The 17,883-nt window shown below is 39.8% G+C and carries 20 protein-coding genes; 17 read left to right on the top strand and 3 right to left on the bottom strand.

Features of this window, described 5'->3' with window-relative positions; translation table 11 throughout:
* The 12 genes from KJR31_RS04175 (at position 1) to KJR31_RS04120 (ending at position 12,242) form a co-directional block, all read left to right on the top strand.
* Positions 1-1,059, top strand: coding sequence for a UDP-N-acetylglucosamine--N-acetylmuramyl-(pentapeptide) pyrophosphoryl-undecaprenol N-acetylglucosamine transferase (locus tag KJR31_RS04175; protein WP_214262207.1), 1,059 nt, complete (start codon positions 1-3; stop codon positions 1,057-1,059).
* A 9-nt stretch (positions 1,060-1,068) separates the two neighbouring features.
* On the top strand, positions 1,069-2,334 hold the full coding sequence (locus KJR31_RS04170; protein ID WP_214262206.1) for a cell division protein FtsQ/DivIB: 1,266 nt from the start codon (positions 1,069-1,071) through the stop codon (positions 2,332-2,334).
* Between the two features lie 207 nt (positions 2,335-2,541).
* Positions 2,542-3,243, top strand: coding sequence for an orotidine-5'-phosphate decarboxylase (gene pyrF, locus KJR31_RS04165; RefSeq protein WP_214262205.1), 702 nt, complete (start codon positions 2,542-2,544; stop codon positions 3,241-3,243).
* Positions 3,244-3,273: 30 nt separating this feature from the next.
* A complete protein-coding gene (gene pyrE / locus KJR31_RS04160; RefSeq protein ID WP_214262204.1) occupies positions 3,274-3,903 on the top strand; it encodes an orotate phosphoribosyltransferase in 630 nt (209 codons plus the stop codon).
* 118 nt (positions 3,904-4,021) lie between these two features.
* Positions 4,022-4,417 carry a CopY/TcrY family copper transport repressor gene (locus KJR31_RS04155; protein WP_045763230.1) on the top strand — a complete coding sequence of 132 codons (396 nt, stop codon included), beginning with the start codon at positions 4,022-4,024 and terminating at the stop codon, positions 4,415-4,417.
* A gap of 10 nt (positions 4,418-4,427) precedes the next feature.
* A complete protein-coding gene (locus tag KJR31_RS04150; protein WP_214262203.1) occupies positions 4,428-4,799 on the top strand; it encodes a cupredoxin domain-containing protein in 372 nt (123 codons plus the stop codon).
* Positions 4,800-4,808: 9 nt separating this feature from the next.
* On the top strand, positions 4,809-7,031 hold the full coding sequence (locus KJR31_RS04145; RefSeq protein WP_214262202.1) for a heavy metal translocating P-type ATPase: 2,223 nt from the start codon (positions 4,809-4,811) through the stop codon (positions 7,029-7,031).
* A 218-nt stretch (positions 7,032-7,249) separates the two neighbouring features.
* The gene (gene spxB, locus KJR31_RS04140) at positions 7,250-9,025 is read left to right on the top strand and encodes a pyruvate oxidase (protein ID WP_214262201.1); all 1,776 of its coding nucleotides are present in this window, start codon (positions 7,250-7,252) and stop codon (positions 9,023-9,025) included.
* A 109-nt stretch (positions 9,026-9,134) separates the two neighbouring features.
* A complete protein-coding gene (locus KJR31_RS04135; protein ID WP_214262200.1) occupies positions 9,135-9,482 on the top strand; it encodes a VOC family protein in 348 nt (115 codons plus the stop codon).
* A 150-nt stretch (positions 9,483-9,632) separates the two neighbouring features.
* The gene (locus tag KJR31_RS04130; RefSeq protein ID WP_214262199.1) at positions 9,633-10,211 is read left to right on the top strand and encodes a DUF3592 domain-containing protein; all 579 of its coding nucleotides are present in this window, start codon (positions 9,633-9,635) and stop codon (positions 10,209-10,211) included.
* Positions 10,212-10,361: 150 nt separating this feature from the next.
* Positions 10,362-11,306, top strand: a complete 945-nt coding sequence (gene manA / locus KJR31_RS04125) for a mannose-6-phosphate isomerase, class I (RefSeq protein WP_214262198.1) — start codon at positions 10,362-10,364, stop codon at positions 11,304-11,306.
* Positions 11,307-11,501: 195 nt separating this feature from the next.
* Positions 11,502-12,242: a MerR family transcriptional regulator gene (locus tag KJR31_RS04120; RefSeq protein WP_214262197.1), complete on the top strand. Its 741-nt coding sequence runs from the start codon at positions 11,502-11,504 to the stop codon at positions 12,240-12,242.
* Positions 12,243-12,270: 28 nt separating this feature from the next.
* Here KJR31_RS04120 and KJR31_RS04115 read toward each other — a convergent pair whose 3' ends face one another.
* The 3 genes from KJR31_RS04115 to KJR31_RS04105 are packed head-to-tail and all read right to left on the bottom strand — an operon-like array spanning position 12,271 to position 14,824.
* Positions 12,271-12,726: an 8-oxo-dGTP diphosphatase gene (locus KJR31_RS04115; protein ID WP_214262196.1), complete on the bottom strand. Its 456-nt coding sequence runs from the start codon at positions 12,724-12,726 to the stop codon at positions 12,271-12,273.
* A 20-nt stretch (positions 12,727-12,746) separates the two neighbouring features.
* Positions 12,747-13,922: an NAD(P)/FAD-dependent oxidoreductase gene (locus KJR31_RS04110; protein WP_214262195.1), complete on the bottom strand. Its 1,176-nt coding sequence runs from the start codon at positions 13,920-13,922 to the stop codon at positions 12,747-12,749.
* Between the two features lie 56 nt (positions 13,923-13,978).
* Entirely contained in the window at positions 13,979-14,824 is an 846-nt protein-coding gene (locus KJR31_RS04105) for a DegV family protein (protein ID WP_214262194.1), read from the bottom strand.
* Positions 14,825-14,948: 124 nt separating this feature from the next.
* Here KJR31_RS04105 and KJR31_RS04100 point away from each other — a divergent pair, with 124 nt between their 5' ends.
* The 5 genes from KJR31_RS04100 to KJR31_RS04080 all read left to right on the top strand — a co-directional run bounded on the left by KJR31_RS04100 (position 14,949) and on the right by KJR31_RS04080 (position 17,807).
* On the top strand, positions 14,949-15,506 hold the full coding sequence (locus tag KJR31_RS04100; protein ID WP_070677977.1) for a TetR/AcrR family transcriptional regulator: 558 nt from the start codon (positions 14,949-14,951) through the stop codon (positions 15,504-15,506).
* Positions 15,507-15,524: 18 nt separating this feature from the next.
* A complete protein-coding gene (locus tag KJR31_RS04095) occupies positions 15,525-15,992 on the top strand; it encodes a deoxycytidylate deaminase (RefSeq protein ID WP_214262193.1) in 468 nt (155 codons plus the stop codon).
* Positions 15,993-16,081: 89 nt separating this feature from the next.
* A complete protein-coding gene (gene upp / locus KJR31_RS04090) occupies positions 16,082-16,711 on the top strand; it encodes a uracil phosphoribosyltransferase (protein ID WP_006150334.1) in 630 nt (209 codons plus the stop codon).
* 160 nt (positions 16,712-16,871) lie between these two features.
* Positions 16,872-17,462: an ATP-dependent Clp protease proteolytic subunit ClpP gene (clpP, locus tag KJR31_RS04085; protein WP_214262192.1), complete on the top strand. Its 591-nt coding sequence runs from the start codon at positions 16,872-16,874 to the stop codon at positions 17,460-17,462.
* A gap of 75 nt (positions 17,463-17,537) precedes the next feature.
* Positions 17,538-17,807, top strand: a complete 270-nt coding sequence (locus KJR31_RS04080) for a YlbG family protein (RefSeq protein WP_214262191.1) — start codon at positions 17,538-17,540, stop codon at positions 17,805-17,807.
* Positions 17,808-17,883 lie beyond the last annotated feature (76 nt).

Here is a 17,883-nt window from a genome sequence, read left to right as displayed (position 1 = left end):
ATGAAAAAAATAGTATTTACAGGTGGGGGAACAGTTGGACACGTTACCCTAAACCTTTTGTTAATGCCTAAGTTCATCGAAGATGGCTGGGAAGTCCACTATATTGGTGATAAACATGGAATTGAGCATCATGAAATTCTCAAATCAGGTTTAGATGTTACCTTCCATTCGATTGCAACAGGGAAATTGCGTCGTTATTTCTCATGGCAAAATATGGTTGACGTCTTTAAGGTTGCTTTTGGAATTCTACAATCGCTTTTTATCATGCTTCGAATTCGTCCCCAAGCCCTCTTTTCTAAGGGTGGATTTGTATCTGTTCCGCCTGTTATCGCAGCGCGAGTATGCAGAGTACCAGTCTTTATCCACGAGTCTGACCTCTCCATGGGCTTGGCCAATAAAATTGCCTATAAGTTTGCGACCAAGATGTACTCTACTTTCGAGCAAGCGTCTAGTCTCACTAAGGTAGAACATGTAGGAGCTGTGACCAAGGTTTCTGGTCCAGTTATGGAAGAACCTGAAGAAATGGTGGATATCCGTACTTCTTTCAACGACAAGTTACCAACTCTTCTCTTTGTTGGAGGTTCTGCTGGGGCGCGTGTCTTTAACCAACTAGTTACAGACCACAAGGAAGAACTGACTAGTCGCTATAATATCATCAACCTGACAGGAGATGCTAGTTTAAATGAACTAAGTTCAAACCTCTACCGTGTTGACTATGCGACGGAACTCTATCAACCACTCATGAATCTGGCTGATGTGGTCATCACTCGTGGTGGTGCCAATACTATTTTTGAACTCCTTGCTATGGCTAAATTGCACGTCATTGTGCCACTGGGTCGTGAAGCTAGCCGTGGAGATCAGATTGAAAATGCAGCCTATTTTGTGAAAAAAGGCTATGCTGAGGAGTTGCAAGAGAGTGACTTGACCTTGTCTACTTTGGAAGAAAAAGTAAATCAACTTTTGACCAACAAAGAGATCTATCAAAACACGATGAAGAATTCTCATGAATTAAAATCTGTGGCAGATTTTTATGAGCTACTAAAAAAAGATTTATCATAAGGAAAATTGATGTCAAAGGATAAAAAGAATCAAGACACTCAAGGCAAGGAATTGTCAGAGTGGCAAAAACGAAATCAAGAATATCTTCAAAAAAAGGCTGAAGAAGAAGCAAAACGAGCTGCGGAAGAAGCTCGTGAAAAAGAAGAAAAAGTATCAGAGTCATCTGATAGTACTCAAGAAGTGTCAGAATGGCAAAAACAACATCATGAGTATTTGAGTAAAAAAACAGAAGAAAAATCTACGAGTTCTGATGAAGTAGACCAAGAATCCGAAAAATCTGAAGAGAAGGATTCGGATACTAGCGATGAGACTTCAAATGAAGAGAAAGATTCGGAGAAAATTTCACAAGAAGACGCTAAGAGTCAGGATCAAGTAGAGAAAGAAAAAGTTGACGAAAAGGTTAAGAAACAGAAAAAGGTAAAAACCAAGAGTAAACCTCCAAAACCGGCCATTCCTTCTATACATATCTGGCGAGCAGTTACTATCCTCGTTCCTAGCTTTCTAATCTTATTCTTATCTATTTATCTTCTGAGCCCTCTGGCTACAATGAAACATATTGAGGTTATGGGTAACGTTCAGACAAGTGCAGACCAAGTTAGAGAAGCGTCTGGCATTCGTGACAGTGACTATACGATCAGCATACTCTTAAACAAAGATAAGCATGCGGAAATGGTTAAATCAAATCACTGGATCGAATCGGCAAAGATAGTTTATCAATTTCCAGTTCACTTCACCATTGAAGTGAAGGAATTTGGGATTGTAGCCTACTCTGTTTCTGGTGATAGTTATTATCCAATTTTATCAAGCGGAAGTATTGAATCAACTGCCGTTAGTTCTGACAACTTACCTGAGAAATACATATCTGTTTTATTTAACGATGAGGAACAGATAAAAACATTGATTTCTCAGCTAAATGAAGTTAGTCCAGAAATTAAGCAAGAGATTGAGAAGATTGAACTTGCACCAAGTAAGGTAACAAGTGACCTTCTAAAGATTACCATGTATGATACAGACGAGATTTTGGTGCCATTATCAGAACTAGGGAAGAAATTACCCTACTATAGTAAGATAAAACCACAGTTGACAGTACCTAGTGGTATTGACATGGAGGTCGGTATCTATAGCTATAGTCTAGTGGATAAGGCTCTGGATGACGAAAGAATCAAAGCCAAAGAAGAGGAAAAGAAGAAGCAGGAAGAAGAGAAGAAAAAACAAGCTGAGCAAGGAAATCAAGATCAAACAACACAGACGACTCAAACAACACATAGTCACTAAGTTTCAGATGATTTGTTCAGTTACTTGTTTTTACTTGACAAGTATTGCTTTAAATAATAGAATAGTAAAAAACCTTTAAAGCAGTCCAGAGAGGCAGCTAAGGTTAGACGGTGAAAGGGTGAATTCTACCCATTTTTCGTGGAACCTTGCTGTAGGCGGGTTCCTTTTTTCATGCTCTCTCGCTGACAAAGGTAAAAGGAGAAAAGTATGCGCGAATCTCGTCCGGTTATTGCTCTTGATTTTCCAAGCTTTGACGCAGTCAAGAAGTTTTTAGCACAATTTCCAGCAGAAGAGAGCCTCTATCTAAAGGTAGGTATGGAGCTCTATTACGCCACAGGTCCGGAGATTGTTTCTTATTTGAAAGACTTAGGTCACAGTGTCTTTCTGGATCTCAAACTTCATGATATTCCCAATACGGTTAAGTCAGCCATGAAGGTTTTGTCTCATCTGGGTGTTGACATGACCAATGTTCATGCCGCAGGTGGTGTAGAGATGATGAAGGCTGCGCGTGAAGGTCTTGGGAAAGAAGCCAAATTGATTGCTGTTACCCAGCTGACTTCAACTTCTGAAGAACAAATGAGAGACTTTCAAAATATTCAAACCAGTCTTCAAGAATCCGTCATTCATTATGCTAAGAAAACCGCTGAAGCGGGATTAGATGGTGTGGTTTGTTCAGCTCAAGAAGTAAAACTCATCAAAGAAGCTACCAGTCCAGAATTTATTTGCCTGACACCCGGCATTCGTCCATCAGGAGCTGCTGTTGGGGACCAAAAACGAGTCATGACACCAGCAGATGCCTATCAAATTGGTAGTGACTATATCGTTGTCGGACGCCCAATCACTCAAGCCACTGATCCAGTAGTAGCTTATCATGCTATCAAGGATGAATGGACACAAGACTGGAAATAAGAATAAAGTATAAAATACAAAGGAGAAACCATGACACTTGCTAAAGACATTGCTAGCCATCTATTGAAAATTCAAGCTGTTTACCTCAAACCAGAAGAGCCTTTCACTTGGGCATCAGGTATCAAGTCACCGATTTATACGGATAATCGTGTAACACTTGCCTACCCAGAGACACGTACCTTGATTGAAAATGGTTTTGTGGAAGCTATAAAGGCAGAATTCCCAGAAGTCGAAGTGATTGCAGGAACAGCGACTGCAGGTATTCCGCATGGTGCCATCATCGCTGACAAGATGAATCTGCCATTTGCCTATATCCGCAGCAAACCAAAAGATCATGGTGCTGGAAATCAAATTGAGGGTCGTGTAGCCCAAGGCCAAAAGATGGTCGTTGTCGAAGACCTCATTTCAACCGGTGGTTCTGTGCTTGAAGCTGTTGCAGCTGCCAAACGCGAAGGAGCAGATGTTCTTGGTGTTGTTGCCATTTTCAGCTATCAATTACCAAAAGCAGATAAAAACTTTGCAGATGCTGGTGTCAAACTAGTGACTCTTTCAAACTACAGCGAGCTCATTCACCTAGCCCAAGAAGAAGGCTACATTACACCAGAAGGACTCGACCTCCTAAAACGATTCAAAGAAGACCAAGAAAATTGGCAAGGATAACTTTTTTAGTGAAATGATTTAACCGATGTTTAACATCGGTTTTTTTAGTTGACAAATGTAGATTTTGAGAGTATACTGATAATTGTAATTGACAAATGTAGATTTTGGAGGTGTACTGATGCAGATTTCGGATGCAGAATGGCAGGTCATGAAGATTATCTGGATGCAGGGAGAACAGACTAGTACGGATCTTATAAAAGTATTAGAGAAAAGGTTCAGCTGGTCCAAGTCCACGATCCAGACACTCTTGGCCCGTTTGGTGGAGAAAGAATGTTTGACTCGGGAAAAACAGGGCAAGTCCTTTGTCTATTCGGCCCTTTTAACGCTAGATGATAGTAGGGGCTTAATGGTTCAGGATATCAAAGACAAGCTTTGTTCTCGAAGAATAAAGCTCTTGCTAGCTGATTTGATTGAAGAATGTGACTTTACCCTAGCCGACTTAGAAGGTTTGGAAGAAGTCATTTCAAAGAAAAAAGCAAGTGCTGTAACAGAAGTAAGATGTAATTGTATGTAAAGGAGACGCTATGTTAAATCTATTTGTATCTATTGTTGTTTTAGGAATGATTGCTTTTATCCTCTTTTGGTTTTTCAAAAAACCGCAAGAAGATGCTAAGAGAGCCCAACAAAAGAATGGCTATCAGGAGATTCGAGTGGAGGTCATGGGGGGCTATACTCCAGGAACCATTATCCTCAAAAAATCGCAACCTGCTCGCATTATTTTCGATCGAAAAGACCCTTCACCTTGCTTGGACCAAATCGTTTTTCCAGACTTTGGGGTGCATGCTGATTTACCTATGGGAGACCAATATGTGGTTGAGATTACTCCTGAAGAAACCGGGGAATTTGGCTTCTCTTGTGGAATGAACATGATGCACGGTAAGATGATTGTAGAATAGGAGAATGATATGACTGAAATTGTAAAAGCAAGTCTTGAAAATGGTGTCCAAAAAATCCGTATCACAGCAGACAAAGGCTATCATCCAGCCCATATTCAACTGCAAAAAGGGATTCCTGCTGAGATTACCTTTCATCGTGTGACACCATCAAACTGTTATAAAGAGATTCTCTTCGAAGAAGAAGGGATTCTAGAACCAATCGCTCAAGATGAGGAAAAAGTCATTCGCTTTACTCCTCAAGAATTGGGTGAGCACGAGTTTTCTTGTGGCATGAAGATGCAAAAGGGAACCTACACCGTTGTTGAAAAAACTAAAAAGTCCCTCAGTCTTTTACAACGTTTTTGGATTACTAGTATCTTTACTGTGCCTCTTGTGATTCTCATGATTGGGATGTCTACAGGAGGAATTAGTCACCAAGTCATGCGTTGGGGCACCTTTTTAGCCACAACACCCATTATGCTGGTAGCTGGAGTTCCATATATCAGAAGCGCCTGGGCTAGTTTTAAAAAGCACAATTCCAACATGGATACCTTGGTTGCTCTGGGAACCCTAGTGGCCTATTTCTATAGCTTAGTTGCCCTCTTCACTGGTCTGCCCGTTTACTTTGAAAGTGCTGCATTTATCCTCTTCTTCATTCTTTTGGGAGCAGTTTTTGAGGAAAAAATGCGAAAAAATACTTCGCAGGCAGTCGAAAAATTATTAGACCTACAAGCAAAAACAGCAGAGGTTTTGCGTGATGATGTTTATGTTCAAATACCTCTAGAACAAGTCAAAGTTGGGGATCTCATTCGCGTTCGACCAGGTGAAAAAATTGCCGTTGATGGTATTGTCTTAGAAGGTGAAACGAGTATTGATGAATCAATGGTGACTGGGGAAAGTATTCCAGTCGATAAATCAGTTGGAGATGCTGTCATTGGTTCAACCATCAATAATAGTGGTACGATCATCTTTAGAGCTGAAAAAGTGGGCTCTGAGACTATGTTGGCTCAGATTGTAGACTTTGTGAAGAAAGCGCAAACGAGTCGTGCTCCTATTCAAGATTTGACCGACAAGATTTCTGGAATTTTTGTACCAGCAGTTGTCATTTTAGGACTTCTTACTTTTTGGGTCTGGTTTGTTTTACTTGGAGATAGCTTTGTGACTTCTCTTCTTTATGGAGTAGCAGTTTTGATTATTGCCTGTCCTTGTGCACTAGGACTCGCGACACCGACAGCACTCATGGTTGGAACAGGACGAAGTGCCAAGATGGGGATTCTTCTCAAAAATGGTACAGTTTTACAGGAAATCCAAAAAGTCCAAACCATTGTTTTTGATAAGACAGGAACCTTGACCGAAGGGAAGCCAGTAGTGACAGATGTTATTGGTGATGAAAGAGAAGTGCTAAGTTTGGCCGCTTCACTGGAAGATGTATCTCAACACCCGCTAGCTCAAGCTATTGTTAATCGTGCATCTGAACTAGGAATTAGTCTTTACCCAGTGGAAAACTTCCAAGCCTCGCATGGAAAAGGTGTGACTGGGATTATTAATGGTAAACAAGTCTTGCTGGGTAATGCTAAACTTTTAGCTGACCTCAATATTCCACATGATTATCAAGAACGATTTGATTTGCTTGAGAAAGAAGCAAAAACAGTTGTCTTCCTATCCGTAGATGGTCAGTTAAAAGGCTTAATTGCCTTGCAGGATGTCCCTAAGGAAACTGCTCAAGAAGCTATTGCTAAATTGAAAAAACGTGGTCTTAGAACGGTCATGCTTACCGGAGATAATGCTGGAGTAGCCCATGCGATTGCAGAGCAAATTGGGATAGAAGAAGTGATTGCAAATGTCTTGCCAGAGGAAAAGGCACATGAAATTCACAAGCTTCAAAAGAAGGGCAAACTGGCCTTTGTTGGAGATGGTATCAATGATGCGCCGGCCCTCAGTGTAGCTGATGTCGGAATTGCCATGGGCTCTGGGACAGATATTGCCATTGAATCAGCAGATCTTGTCCTTACAACCAACAATTTACTAGGATTGGCACGTGCTTTTGATATGAGTAAGAAGACCTTTAATCGTATTCTACTCAATCTTTTCTGGGCTTCTATCTATAACCTCATTGGTATTCCGATTGCAGCAGGAGTGTTTTCTGGTCTTGGTTTGGTACTCAATCCAGAACTTGCAGGATTGGCCATGGCCTTTAGTTCAGTCTCTGTTTTAATTAGTTCTCTCATGCTCAATTTTTCTAAAGTCGATTAAAAAGGCGGTCTTAACCGCTTTTTTGCTATTCTAAAACAGATTTTCAAAACGGTTTCAATCTGTACTGTAATAGAGAATGAAGTTTTGTGAGCACATTCTTATGAAACTATAAGCAAATGTGATAAATTAGGAATGTAAATTTACTGAATCGTTTTCAAATAACATATAAAAGCGTTTTTTGTAAATATATGAAATTATTTTGAAGGAGAGTTATCATTATGACTCAAGGGAAAATTACTGCATCTGCAGCAATGCTCAACGTATTGAAAACATGGGGCGTAGATACTATCTACGGTATTCCATCAGGAACACTCAGCTCATTGATGGACGCTTTGGCTGAAGACAAAGATATCCGTTTCTTGCAAGTTCGCCACGAAGAAACAGGTGCTCTTGCAGCGGTTATGCAAGCTAAATTTGGCGGATCTATCGGTGTTGCAGTTGGTTCAGGTGGACCTGGTGCGACTCACTTGATCAACGGTGTTTACGATGCAGCTATGGATAACACTCCATTCCTTGCTATCCTTGGATCACGTCCTGTTAATGAATTGAACATGGATGCCTTCCAAGAGCTCAACCAAAACCCAATGTACAACGGTATCGCTGTATACAACAAACGTGTAGCTTACGCAGAGCAATTGCCAAAAGTAATCGACGAAGCTTGCCGTGCTGCCGTTTCTAAAAAAGGTCCAGCTGTCGTTGAAATTCCAGTAAACTTTGGTTTCCAAGAAATCGACGAAAACTCATACTACGGTTCAGGTTCATACGAGCGTTCGTTCATCGCTCCTGCTTTGAACGAAGTTGAAATCGACAAAGCTGTTGAAATTTTGAACAACGCTGAACGTCCAGTTATCTACGCTGGTTACGGTGGTGTTAAAGCTGGTGAAGTGATTACTGAATTGTCACGTAAAATCAAAGCCCCAATCATCACAACTGGTAAAAACTTCGAAGCTTTCGAATGGAACTACGAAGGTTTGACAGGTTCTGCTTACCGTGTTGGTTGGAAACCAGCCAACGAAGTTGTCTTTGAAGCAGACACAGTTCTTTTCCTTGGTTCAAACTTCCCATTTGCTGAAGTATACGAAGCATTCAAAAACACTGAAAAATTCATCCAAGTGGATATCGACCCTTACAAACTTGGTAAACGCCACGCTCTTGACGCTTCAATCCTTGGTGATGCAGGTCAAGCAGCTAAAGCTATCCTTGATAAAGTAAACCCAGTTGAGTCTACTCCATGGTGGCGTGCAAACGTGAAGAACAACCAAAACTGGCGCGATTACATGAACAAACTCGAAGGTAAAACTGAGGGTGAATTGCAATTGTATCAAGTTTACAATGCAATCAACAAGCATGCTGATCAAGACGCTATCTACTCAATCGACGTAGGTGACACTACTCAAACATCTACTCGTCACCTTCACATGACACCTAAGAACATGTGGCGTACATCTCCACTCTTTGCGACAATGGGTATTGCCCTTCCTGGTGGTATCGCTGCTAAGAAAGACAATCCAAATCGCCAAGTATGGAACATCATGGGTGACGGTGCATTCAACATGTGCTACCCAGACGTTATCACAAACGTTCAATACGATCTTCCAGTTATTAACGTGGTCTTCTCAAATGGTAAATATGCCTTCATCAAGGACAAATACGAAGACACAAACAAACACTTGTTTGGTTGTGACTTCCCTAATGCTGACTATGCGAAAATCGCTGAAGCGCAAGGTGCTGTAGGGTTCACTGTAAACCGTATCGAAGACATCGATGCAGTTGTTGCAGAAGCTGTTAAATTGAACAAAGAAGGTAAAACTGTTGTTATTGATGCTCACATCACACCAGACCGTCCACTTCCAGTAGAAGTACTTGAGTTGGATCCAAAACAACACTCAGAAGAAGCAATCAAAGCCTTCAAGGAAAAATACGAAGCTGAAGAGCTTGTACCATTCCGCCTCTTCTTAGAAGAAGAAGGATTGCAATCACGCGCAATTAAATAATTCCTCTTGTCGAAAATTAAATTTGAGATTTGTAGATTTCATTCTTTGATTTTCATAGAGAGAAACTTGAAAAGATCGGATTCATCCGGTCTTTTTATGGAGATAGTAAATGAATTTAAATCAAATAGATATCATCGTTTCAAATGTTCCCCAAGTCTGTGCTGACTTGGAGCATATCTTGGATAAAAAGGCAGATTATGCTGATGATAGTTTTTCTCAGTTCACGATTGGCAGTCATTGTCTCATGTTATCCCAAAAGCATTTGATTCCTTTGGAAAATTTTCAGTCAGGAATCATTCTACACATTGAGGTTGAGGATGTCGACCAGAACCAAAAGCGGTTAAAAGAGATTGGTGTCGAGATTTTACACGGTCCTTGTGAAACGGATTGGGGAACAGAGTCCTTATTAGTTAAAGGCCCTGCTGGTCTAGTGATTGATTTATATCGTATGAAATAGTATGCTTAGTCATTTGAAGTTAACCTTAATGATTCTTAAAACAGATTATGAGAATATGAACTATTAAAAGATCGGAGTCATCCGGTCTTTTTTTCTCCCATCTTTTCTGTTAAAATAGAGTCATCATCATGATATTTTAAGGAGAAAAAGATGCCAACAACATTCTTTCTATTATTTGGCTTAATGTCGTTAGGCTTTGCTGCCTTCACCTATTATATGTTCGATATTTTTATCTTTAGTAATTACAGAAATGCCAAGAGATGCACCGAAAGAACGGAAGGAGTTATTATCCGATATTCCTATGCTCTTTATAACGGAATTAGCCTGCCAGTTGTCGAGTACACTGTTGATGGGAACCGATACAAGGTTTTAGGGCCAAAATTTCGATATGCGATTTCAAATACAATCAGTAGTCCCGTAGGTTCAATCGTATCTGATGTCAAAATGGATAATTTTGAAGATGGGGAAATTCCTCAGGTTTTAAGATACAAGATTTATAGGAACAGTTTCATCTCTTTAACAAAATCACCTTTAATGGAACGATTTCCAATTGGAGGAAAGGTAACTGTTTATTATGATCCTAAGAAACCAAAACATTCCTATGTAGAAAGACCTTTAAAACCAGGTCCTTATGCATGGTTGTTCAAATTTTCTATCTATTTATTAGTTTTTCTGATGGTTGCTCTAGCTTTCTTTACGCTGTTTATTCTTCCAAATCTTATGAGATAGTAGTTTCTTGTAGATTTATCAAAAGTATGAAATCCATATCGTTACTATTTTTATAAAATCTTCTCCCTACTTTATAATCTGTGAAAAAGAGTTCAATTAGACCTAGCTTTTTGCTATAATGAGGGGAGAAAAATCAGACAGGAGAATAAGATGTCAGAACCATTATTTTTACATTCTGTAATGCAAGAAAAAATCTGGGGTGGGACTAAACTACGTGATGAGTTTGGCTACGACATTCCAAATGAAAAAATCGGAGAATACTGGGCAATTTCAGCTCATCCAAATGGAGTGTCTAAGGTAGCCAATGGCCGCTATCAAGGAACAGACCTCGCTACTTTGTATGCGGAACACCGTGAATTGTTTGGCAACCGTCCAGAGCCAGTATTTCCACTATTGACCAAAATCCTTGATGCCAATGACTGGCTCAGTGTTCAAGTTCATCCAGACGATGCTTATGGATTAGAGCATGAAGGCGAACTCGGAAAAACAGAGTGCTGGTACATTATCGCCGCGGATGAAGGTTCTGAGATTATCTATGGCCACAATGCCAAATCAAAAGAAGAACTCCGTCAGCAAATTGAAGACAAAAACTGGGATGCCTTGCTGACAAAGGTTCCCGTTAAGGCTGGGGATTTCTTCTATGTACCAAGTGGGACCATGCACGCTATCGGGGCAGGAATCTTGATTCTTGAGACGCAACAGTCTAGTGATACAACCTACCGTGTCTATGACTTTGACCGTAAGGACGATAATGGCAACTTGCGCGAGCTTCATCTTGAAAAATCCATCGATGTTTTGAACATTGGTGAGCCTGCTAATAGCCGTCCTGTGACTGTTAAAGCAGATGACCTACGTTCAACTCTTCTTGTATCAAATGATTTCTTCGCAGTTTACAAGTGGAAAATCACTGGAAAAGTTGACTTTGAAAAGACAGCTGACTATAGCTTGTTGAGCGTCTTGGCTGGCCAAGGGAAATTGACTGTAGACGGAAAGGAATATCCAATCCTAAAAGGTAGCCACTTTATCTTACCAAGTGATGTTGAAGCTTGGACCTTAGAAGGGCAAGGTTTGGAATTGATTGTTAGTCATCCATAAAAAGAAAAGACTCGAGGTTGATTCTCAAGTCTTTTTTTAACTTGGAATTCTCCGAATCTGAGGACAATAGGTCAAAGTTTGACAATGGCTTAGACCGATTATCTTCCCCAAATTTAAAAATAGTTAAACTTTTATAAAAAAATCTTGACTCTGACCTAAGGGGAGGGGTTATACTATCCTTGTAAGGAGGAAATCATGTACCAAATAAAAGAAGCTGCGCAGCTTTCAGGTGTCTCTGTCAAGACCCTGCACCACTATGACAAGATAGGACTCTTGGTCCCCTTAAAATCGGAAAACGGCTATCGAACCTATAGTCAAGAGGATTTGGAACGCCTTCAGGTTATTCTGTATTATAAGTATCTTGGCTTTTCTTTAGAAAAAATAGCAGAGCTGTTAAAGGAAGAAAGGAAAGATTTATTGCCACATTTGACTAGGCAGTTGGAGTATCTAACTCGAGAAAGGCAACATCTGGATACCTTGATTTCCACCTTGCAGAAAACCATTCAAGAACAAAAAGGAGAAAGAAAAATGACCATTGAGGAAAAATTCACTGGATTTAGCTATCAAGATCATCAAAAATACCAGCAAGAAGCGGTAGAGAAGTATGGACAAGAAGTCATGGATCAAGCACTAGAGCGACAAAAGGGTCGCGAAGATGAGTCTACGGTCGCCTTTAACCAAGTCTTTCAAACTTTGGCACAAAATCTTCAAGCTGGTTTACCTGCAACAGCAATTGAAAACCAAGAGCAAGCAGCCAAGCTCTTACAAGCCATTCGTACTTATGGATTTGACTGCTCTATTGAAGTCTTCGGATATATCGGTAAAGGATATGTCTACAACCCAGAGTTTAAGGAAAATATTGATAAATTTGGACCTGGAACAGCCCAGTACACATCAGATGTCATTGCTGCTTACGTTCAGACAAATGCAGAATAAATAGGCTAGGAATTTCCTAGCCTATTTATTACTTCAAGTCATAAAGCCAGTCGTCACCATCTTTATAGTAAAAGAACTCACTCAGATCTTCCTCTACAAATACACGAAGCATATCAGACATATCCTCAGTAGCTAGTTTTAATTGAGATAGATTTTCAAAATCCTCCCACCAGACTTTTCCTTCGTCTGAAGATTGTAGCTCACCAGTAAAGTGTTCTGTTTTGTAAAAGAGGACAACATAGCGATAATCTGCATCATCATACCAGTCTTTGATACCACAGAGTTGGGGTTTAGAAATGGTTAGACCAGTTTCTTCTTTCACTTCACGAATGACGGCATCGACAAAGGATTCACCACGTTCAACATGGCCACCAGGAAAAGTAATGCCAGGCCAGTCAGGACTAACTCGGTCTTGAACTAGAACTTTGTCTCCGTTTTTAATCATACACATGTTAACAAATTCTACTGCTTCTCTTCTGTTCATTTTTCACAACCTTTAATATTTTAATCATAATGTAGACTTCCTGCCACCCATCCGGTGCAGAGGGCAGAAGTAATGTTAAAGCCACCCGTGTGAGCATTGATATCTAGTACTTCACCAGCAAAGTGGAGGCCAGGTACCAGTTTACTTTCCAGTGTTTTTGGATTGATTTCCTTGAGACTAACACCACCTTTAGTTACAAAAGATTTTGCTAGAGACATTTTGCCATTTACAGGGATTTTGAGGGCTTTGATAGACTGGACAAGTTGCTCTAGTTCTTTTTCTGTTAGTTGTTTGACTTTTTCAGGGTATCCTTGGACAAAGAATTCTGCCAATCGTTCAGGGAGCAAAGTTTTTAAAGCATTTTTCAATGATTTTTCACGGTTTTCTTCAAGAAAATCTACTAAATCACCTTCAGAAAATTGTGGCAAGACATCCAAAGAAAGAACTTCGCCACCCTTGACAAAGCTAGACATGCGCAGAGCAGCAGGACCTGATAAACCAAAGTGGGTAAAGAGCAGATCATGGGTGATGACATGCTTGCCATAGCTTAGGGTCACATCGTCCAGTGAAATTCCTTGCAAGGCCTTATGCGGAAAATCCGTCAATAAAGGACTCTCGGCAGCTTCCAGCTCGGTAATAGTGTGTTTGAAGTGGCGAGCAATCTCATGGCCAAAGCCAGTAGATCCAGTCGAAGGATAGGATTTCCCACCAGTTGTGACAATGAGTTTATCACAAGTAAAGATCTGGTCTGCAGACTTAAGGACAAACTGGTCGTCTATCTTTTTAACCGAAACGATCTCCGTTTGAGTAGCAATTTGTCCACCAAGTTCAATGATTTTCTTTTCCAAAGCTTCAATAATGGTTCGCGATTTGTCGCTGGCTGGAAAAACGCGTCCGTGATCTTCGACCTTGAGTTTAACACCATTTTCTGTGAAAAAGTTGATGATATCATGGTTATCAAACTGGGAGAAGACACTGTATAGAAATCGCCCATTTCCAGGAATGCCATCGAGTAGATCGTCTAGAGTTCCGTTGTTGGTGACATTGCAACGACCACCACCTGTACCAGCTAATTTTTTTCCGAGTTTCCGATTTTTTTCAATGAGAAGGGTTTTCTGACCATAAAAGCTACTGGAAATTGTAGCCATCATACCAGCAGGGCCACCTCCAATGACAATAGTATCAAAATGTTTCATAAGAGTATTGTACCATAAAAAAACAAGAGATGATTAGACATCTCTTGTCAGATTTATTAGTTGATTTCGTATCCCATGAGGAGCCCGCCTTCTTCCGCATAGAAACTGCAGAGTCCAGAGGTTGGAAGAATCTTAATTTCAGCTTGCGGGTACTTTTCTCGCAAGAGTTCTGAGAGTTGTTGGCAGAATTTTTCATTGCTACGGTGAGCCATGACAATACGTCCACCAGCGTAGCCAGCTTTAATGATTTCTTCATATGCAGCTTGAAGGGACTTTTTAGCACCACGAGCTTTTTGGAGGAGTTCTAATGTTCCTGTTTCACTTGCTTCTCCAACCATTCGAATATTAAGTAGTCCGACAACCGCACCGATAAGCTTGCTCAAACGGCCATTTTTAACCAGATTATCTACTTTAGCAAGAACAAAAAGAAGTTTTGTTTTTTCTTGGTAAGCAGTAATTGCTTGGACAACTTCTTCAAATGATAATCCCTGTTCAATTAAGTCGTTTAGCTTTTCAACTAAGAGATCAACCTCTCCACCAGCTGAAAGGCTGTCAATCACAAGGATTTTAGTATCGGGATGGTCCTCAAGATAAATATTTTTTGCAAGTTGAGCACTGTTTTGGCTACCAGACAGAGTTCCTGTGATGGTCACTACAAAAATATGTTTGGCACCTTCAAATGCTCGTAAATAATCATCAGGACTAGGGCAAGCTGATTTAGAAGCTTCAGAAGTCGCATACATAGTTTCCATCATCTGATCAATATCCAGATTGGCATCATCGACAAAGACCTGGTCCGCTACTTGAATCGTTAATGGGACACTGACAAATTCAGTATCAAAAGCAGGATTTGCCAGTTGACGATAATCACAACCAGAGTCAGCTACAATCTTCCAAGTCATAGAAATTCTCCATCTTTATCACTTATACATTGACAAAGGTTCTGTCTTTTTTTACAATTATATCATGAAAGCCCTTGAAACAAAAGTAGTACCTCTCTGTTGTCACAAGTAGAAAGAAATTGTTATGTCTGAACGTAAAATATCTGAAAAATCGCTTGAAAATCTTAGAAAATCCAATCAAGAATCTAATTTGCTAACCAGAGAAGCGATTGAAACAGCTCTTTTGCAACTATTGGAGAAAAAGGAGTTAGCTAAGATTAGCATTTCTGAGCTAGTCAAACGTGCTGGCGTTTCTCGTGCAGCCTTTTATCGAAATTATGAATCCAAAGAAGAAATTTTAGAAAGTGTCTTTAAACGAAGCGTCCATAATATCATGGAGCAACTAAGCCATTACGATGTCAAGACGGATCTCTATCTAGTTTGGGTTCACCTCTTTAGAGAAGCTAAGAAAGAAGCCAAGGTTATTCAACTTGCCCTGGACTATCACTTAGAAAAAATCTTTGTGCAAGCCATGCAAGAATTTCTAGAAAAATACTATGGAAAATCAAAAGGAGTCAGCTCTTACCTGCATTCTTTTTGGAGTTCTGCTATCGTATCGGTTTTGCTAAAATGGATCAAGGATGGAATGAAGGTTCCTGCTGAAAAAATCGCAGATCTACGCCTGCCATTTTTCAAAAAATAAAACATGAGGAGAAATGCTATGACAGAAAAAAGACTAGCTTGGGATGAGTATTTTGCTGCTCAAGCCCTATTGATTGCCAATCGCTCAACCTGTAAACGTGCCAAGGTAGGAGCCGTTTTAGTTAAGGATAACAAGGTTATTTCAACAGGCTATAATGGTTCTGTATCAGGAACAGAGCATTGTATAGATCATGACTGTCTGGTGATTGAAGGCCACTGTGTCCGCACTCTTCATGCAGAGGTAAATGCTATTTTACAAGGGGCAGAGCGTGGCGTTCCAAAGGGCTTTACAGCCTACGTTACTCATTTTCCATGTCTCAACTGTACCAAGCAACTGTTGCAGGTGGGATGTGAACGTGTTGTTTATATCAATCAATACCGTATGGATGACTATGCCCAACACCTTTATCATGAAAAAGGAACGGAGTTGACTCATTTACCACTTGAAACAGTGCAAGCAGCTCTCCAAGAAGCTCACCTGATCTAGAATTTGTAAAAAAATAAATGGTTTAAAAAGCTTTTTAAGCCATTTTTTGATATAATAAGAAGAATAAATTGAAAGAAGGAATTCTGAAAATGGGAAAACTTGAAGTTATTAATCATCCACTGATTCAACACAAATTGTCAATCTTGCGTCGCACTGACACTTCTACAAAAGCTTTTCGTGAGTTAGTTAACGAGATTGCAATGTTGATGGGATATGAAGTACTTCGTGATCTTCCGCTTGAAGACGTTGAAATCGAAACACCTATCACAAAAACAGTTCAAAAGCAATTGGCTGGTAAAAAATTAGCGATTGTTCCAATCTTGCGTGCAGGTATTGGGATGGTTGATGGACTATTAAGCTTGGTTCCAGCAGCAAAAGTAGGACACATTGGTATGTACCGTGATGAAGAAACCCTTCAACCAGTAGAATACTTGGTAAAATTACCTGAAGATATCGACCAACGTCAAATCTTTGTGGTTGACCCTATGCTTGCAACAGGTGGTTCTGCAATCTTGGCTGTTGATTCCCTTAAAAAACGTGGGGCTTCAAACATCAAATTTGTCTGCCTGGTATCTGCTCCAGAAGGTGTAAAAGCTCTCCAAGAAGCTCACCCAGATGTAGAAATCTTTACTGCAGCTTTAGATGAACGTTTGAACGAACATGGCTATATTGTTCCAGGTCTTGGTGACGCAGGAGACCGCTTGTTCGGTACAAAATAAGATTCTAAGCATACACTAAAACTGTTCATTGGTTTTAGTCTTGAAAGGAGGTTGAATTTTTGTGTCTGTCTTTAGAATGGAGCAAAAATTTGACCTTTTTTGACCAAAGATATATAATAATCTTATTAACAAAGAAATTAGAAATCAAAAGGAGAAATGAATGATTCCTGTAGTTATTGAACAAACAAGTCGTGGAGAACGCTCGTATGACATTTACTCACGTCTTCTAAAAGATCGTATCATCATGTTGACTGGACCAGTCGAAGACAATATGGCAAACTCAGTCATCGCCCAATTGCTTTTCTTGGATGCCCAAGATAGTACAAAAGATATTTACCTTTATGTAAATACACCGGGTGGTTCTGTATCAGCTGGTTTGGCAATCGTTGATACCATGAACTTTATCAAGGCAGATGTTCAAACTATCGTCATGGGGATGGCTGCTTCAATGGGAACAATTATTGCTTCAAGTGGAGCAAAAGGCAAACGTTTCATGCTTCCAAATGCAGAATACATGATTCACCAACCAATGGGTGGTACAGGCGGTGGTACTCAACAGACTGATATGGCCATCGCTGCTGAACACTTGCTTAAAACTCGTAAGACTTTGGAGCAAATTCTAGCAGATAATTCTGGCAAATCTGTTGAGCAAATCCATAAAGATGCTGAACGTGATTACTGGATGAGTGCTCAAGAAACTCTTGAATATGGTTTCATTGATGAAATTATGGCTAATAATTCTTTGAGTTAATCTACTAAAGCAAGCTCGACTGAGCTTGTTTTTTTTGGTATAATAAAAGGAAGATTGTTAAAAGGAAGTTGAATTATGTTTCAAAAAGAAAATCGGTCCGGTCTGATTATCTACCTATACTATAATCGTGATGCAAAAAAACTGGCAAATTATGGCGATATTTGTTATCACTCTAAAAAACACCGGTATCTACAACTTTATGTCCCAACAGAAGAAGTAGAAGAGCTGGTAAATCGCTTAGGAAAAGAGAAATTTATCAAGAAAGTGAGACGATGTCATATCCAAGAATTAGAAACTCCTTTCGTTGGTAACCTCTATAAAAACACCGAAAACGTTATCATTTAAAAAAGTGAGAGAAACTTGTTGACAATTTTCTGATAATTCGGTATATTCTTAACATGTAATTTAAATTGAACTTAAA

The sequence above is a fragment of the Streptococcus infantis genome (genome assembly GCF_018499575.1).
GTDB classification, from domain to species: Bacteria; Bacillota; Bacilli; order Lactobacillales; family Streptococcaceae; genus Streptococcus; species Streptococcus infantis_K.
Note: the sequence above shows the minus strand (reverse complement) of the source record. Positions and strands in the feature narration are given on the sequence as shown.

Bases quoted from the DNA above. Each gene is read 5' to 3' on its own strand.
- KJR31_RS04170 (WP_214262206.1), top strand. From the start codon at position 1,069: ATGTCAAAGGATAAAAAGAATCAAGACACTCAAGGCAAGGAATTGTCA.
- KJR31_RS04095 (WP_214262193.1), top strand. From the start codon at position 15,525: ATGACAGAAAAAAGACTAGCTTGGGATGAGTATTTTGCTGCTCAAGCC.
- KJR31_RS04175 (WP_214262207.1), top strand. From the start codon at position 1: ATGAAAAAAATAGTATTTACAGGTGGGGGAACAGTTGGACACGTTACC.
- KJR31_RS04130 (WP_214262199.1), top strand. From the start codon at position 9,633: ATGCCAACAACATTCTTTCTATTATTTGGCTTAATGTCGTTAGGCTTT.
- KJR31_RS04100 (WP_070677977.1), top strand. From the start codon at position 14,949: ATGTCTGAACGTAAAATATCTGAAAAATCGCTTGAAAATCTTAGAAAA.
- KJR31_RS04135 (WP_214262200.1), top strand. From the start codon at position 9,135: ATGAATTTAAATCAAATAGATATCATCGTTTCAAATGTTCCCCAAGTC.
- pyrF (WP_214262205.1), top strand. From the start codon at position 2,542: ATGCGCGAATCTCGTCCGGTTATTGCTCTTGATTTTCCAAGCTTTGAC.
- clpP (WP_214262192.1), top strand. From the start codon at position 16,872: ATGATTCCTGTAGTTATTGAACAAACAAGTCGTGGAGAACGCTCGTAT.
- KJR31_RS04155 (WP_045763230.1), top strand. From the start codon at position 4,022: ATGCAGATTTCGGATGCAGAATGGCAGGTCATGAAGATTATCTGGATG.
- KJR31_RS04115 (WP_214262196.1), bottom strand. From the start codon at position 12,726: ATGAACAGAAGAGAAGCAGTAGAATTTGTTAACATGTGTATGATTAAA.
- KJR31_RS04110 (WP_214262195.1), bottom strand. From the start codon at position 13,922: ATGAAACATTTTGATACTATTGTCATTGGAGGTGGCCCTGCTGGTATG.
- pyrE (WP_214262204.1), top strand. From the start codon at position 3,274: ATGACACTTGCTAAAGACATTGCTAGCCATCTATTGAAAATTCAAGCT.
- manA (WP_214262198.1), top strand. From the start codon at position 10,362: ATGTCAGAACCATTATTTTTACATTCTGTAATGCAAGAAAAAATCTGG.
- upp (WP_006150334.1), top strand. From the start codon at position 16,082: ATGGGAAAACTTGAAGTTATTAATCATCCACTGATTCAACACAAATTG.
- KJR31_RS04120 (WP_214262197.1), top strand. From the start codon at position 11,502: ATGTACCAAATAAAAGAAGCTGCGCAGCTTTCAGGTGTCTCTGTCAAG.
- KJR31_RS04080 (WP_214262191.1), top strand. From the start codon at position 17,538: ATGTTTCAAAAAGAAAATCGGTCCGGTCTGATTATCTACCTATACTAT.
- KJR31_RS04150 (WP_214262203.1), top strand. From the start codon at position 4,428: ATGTTAAATCTATTTGTATCTATTGTTGTTTTAGGAATGATTGCTTTT.
- KJR31_RS04145 (WP_214262202.1), top strand. From the start codon at position 4,809: ATGACTGAAATTGTAAAAGCAAGTCTTGAAAATGGTGTCCAAAAAATC.
- KJR31_RS04105 (WP_214262194.1), bottom strand. From the start codon at position 14,824: ATGACTTGGAAGATTGTAGCTGACTCTGGTTGTGATTATCGTCAACTG.
- spxB (WP_214262201.1), top strand. From the start codon at position 7,250: ATGACTCAAGGGAAAATTACTGCATCTGCAGCAATGCTCAACGTATTG.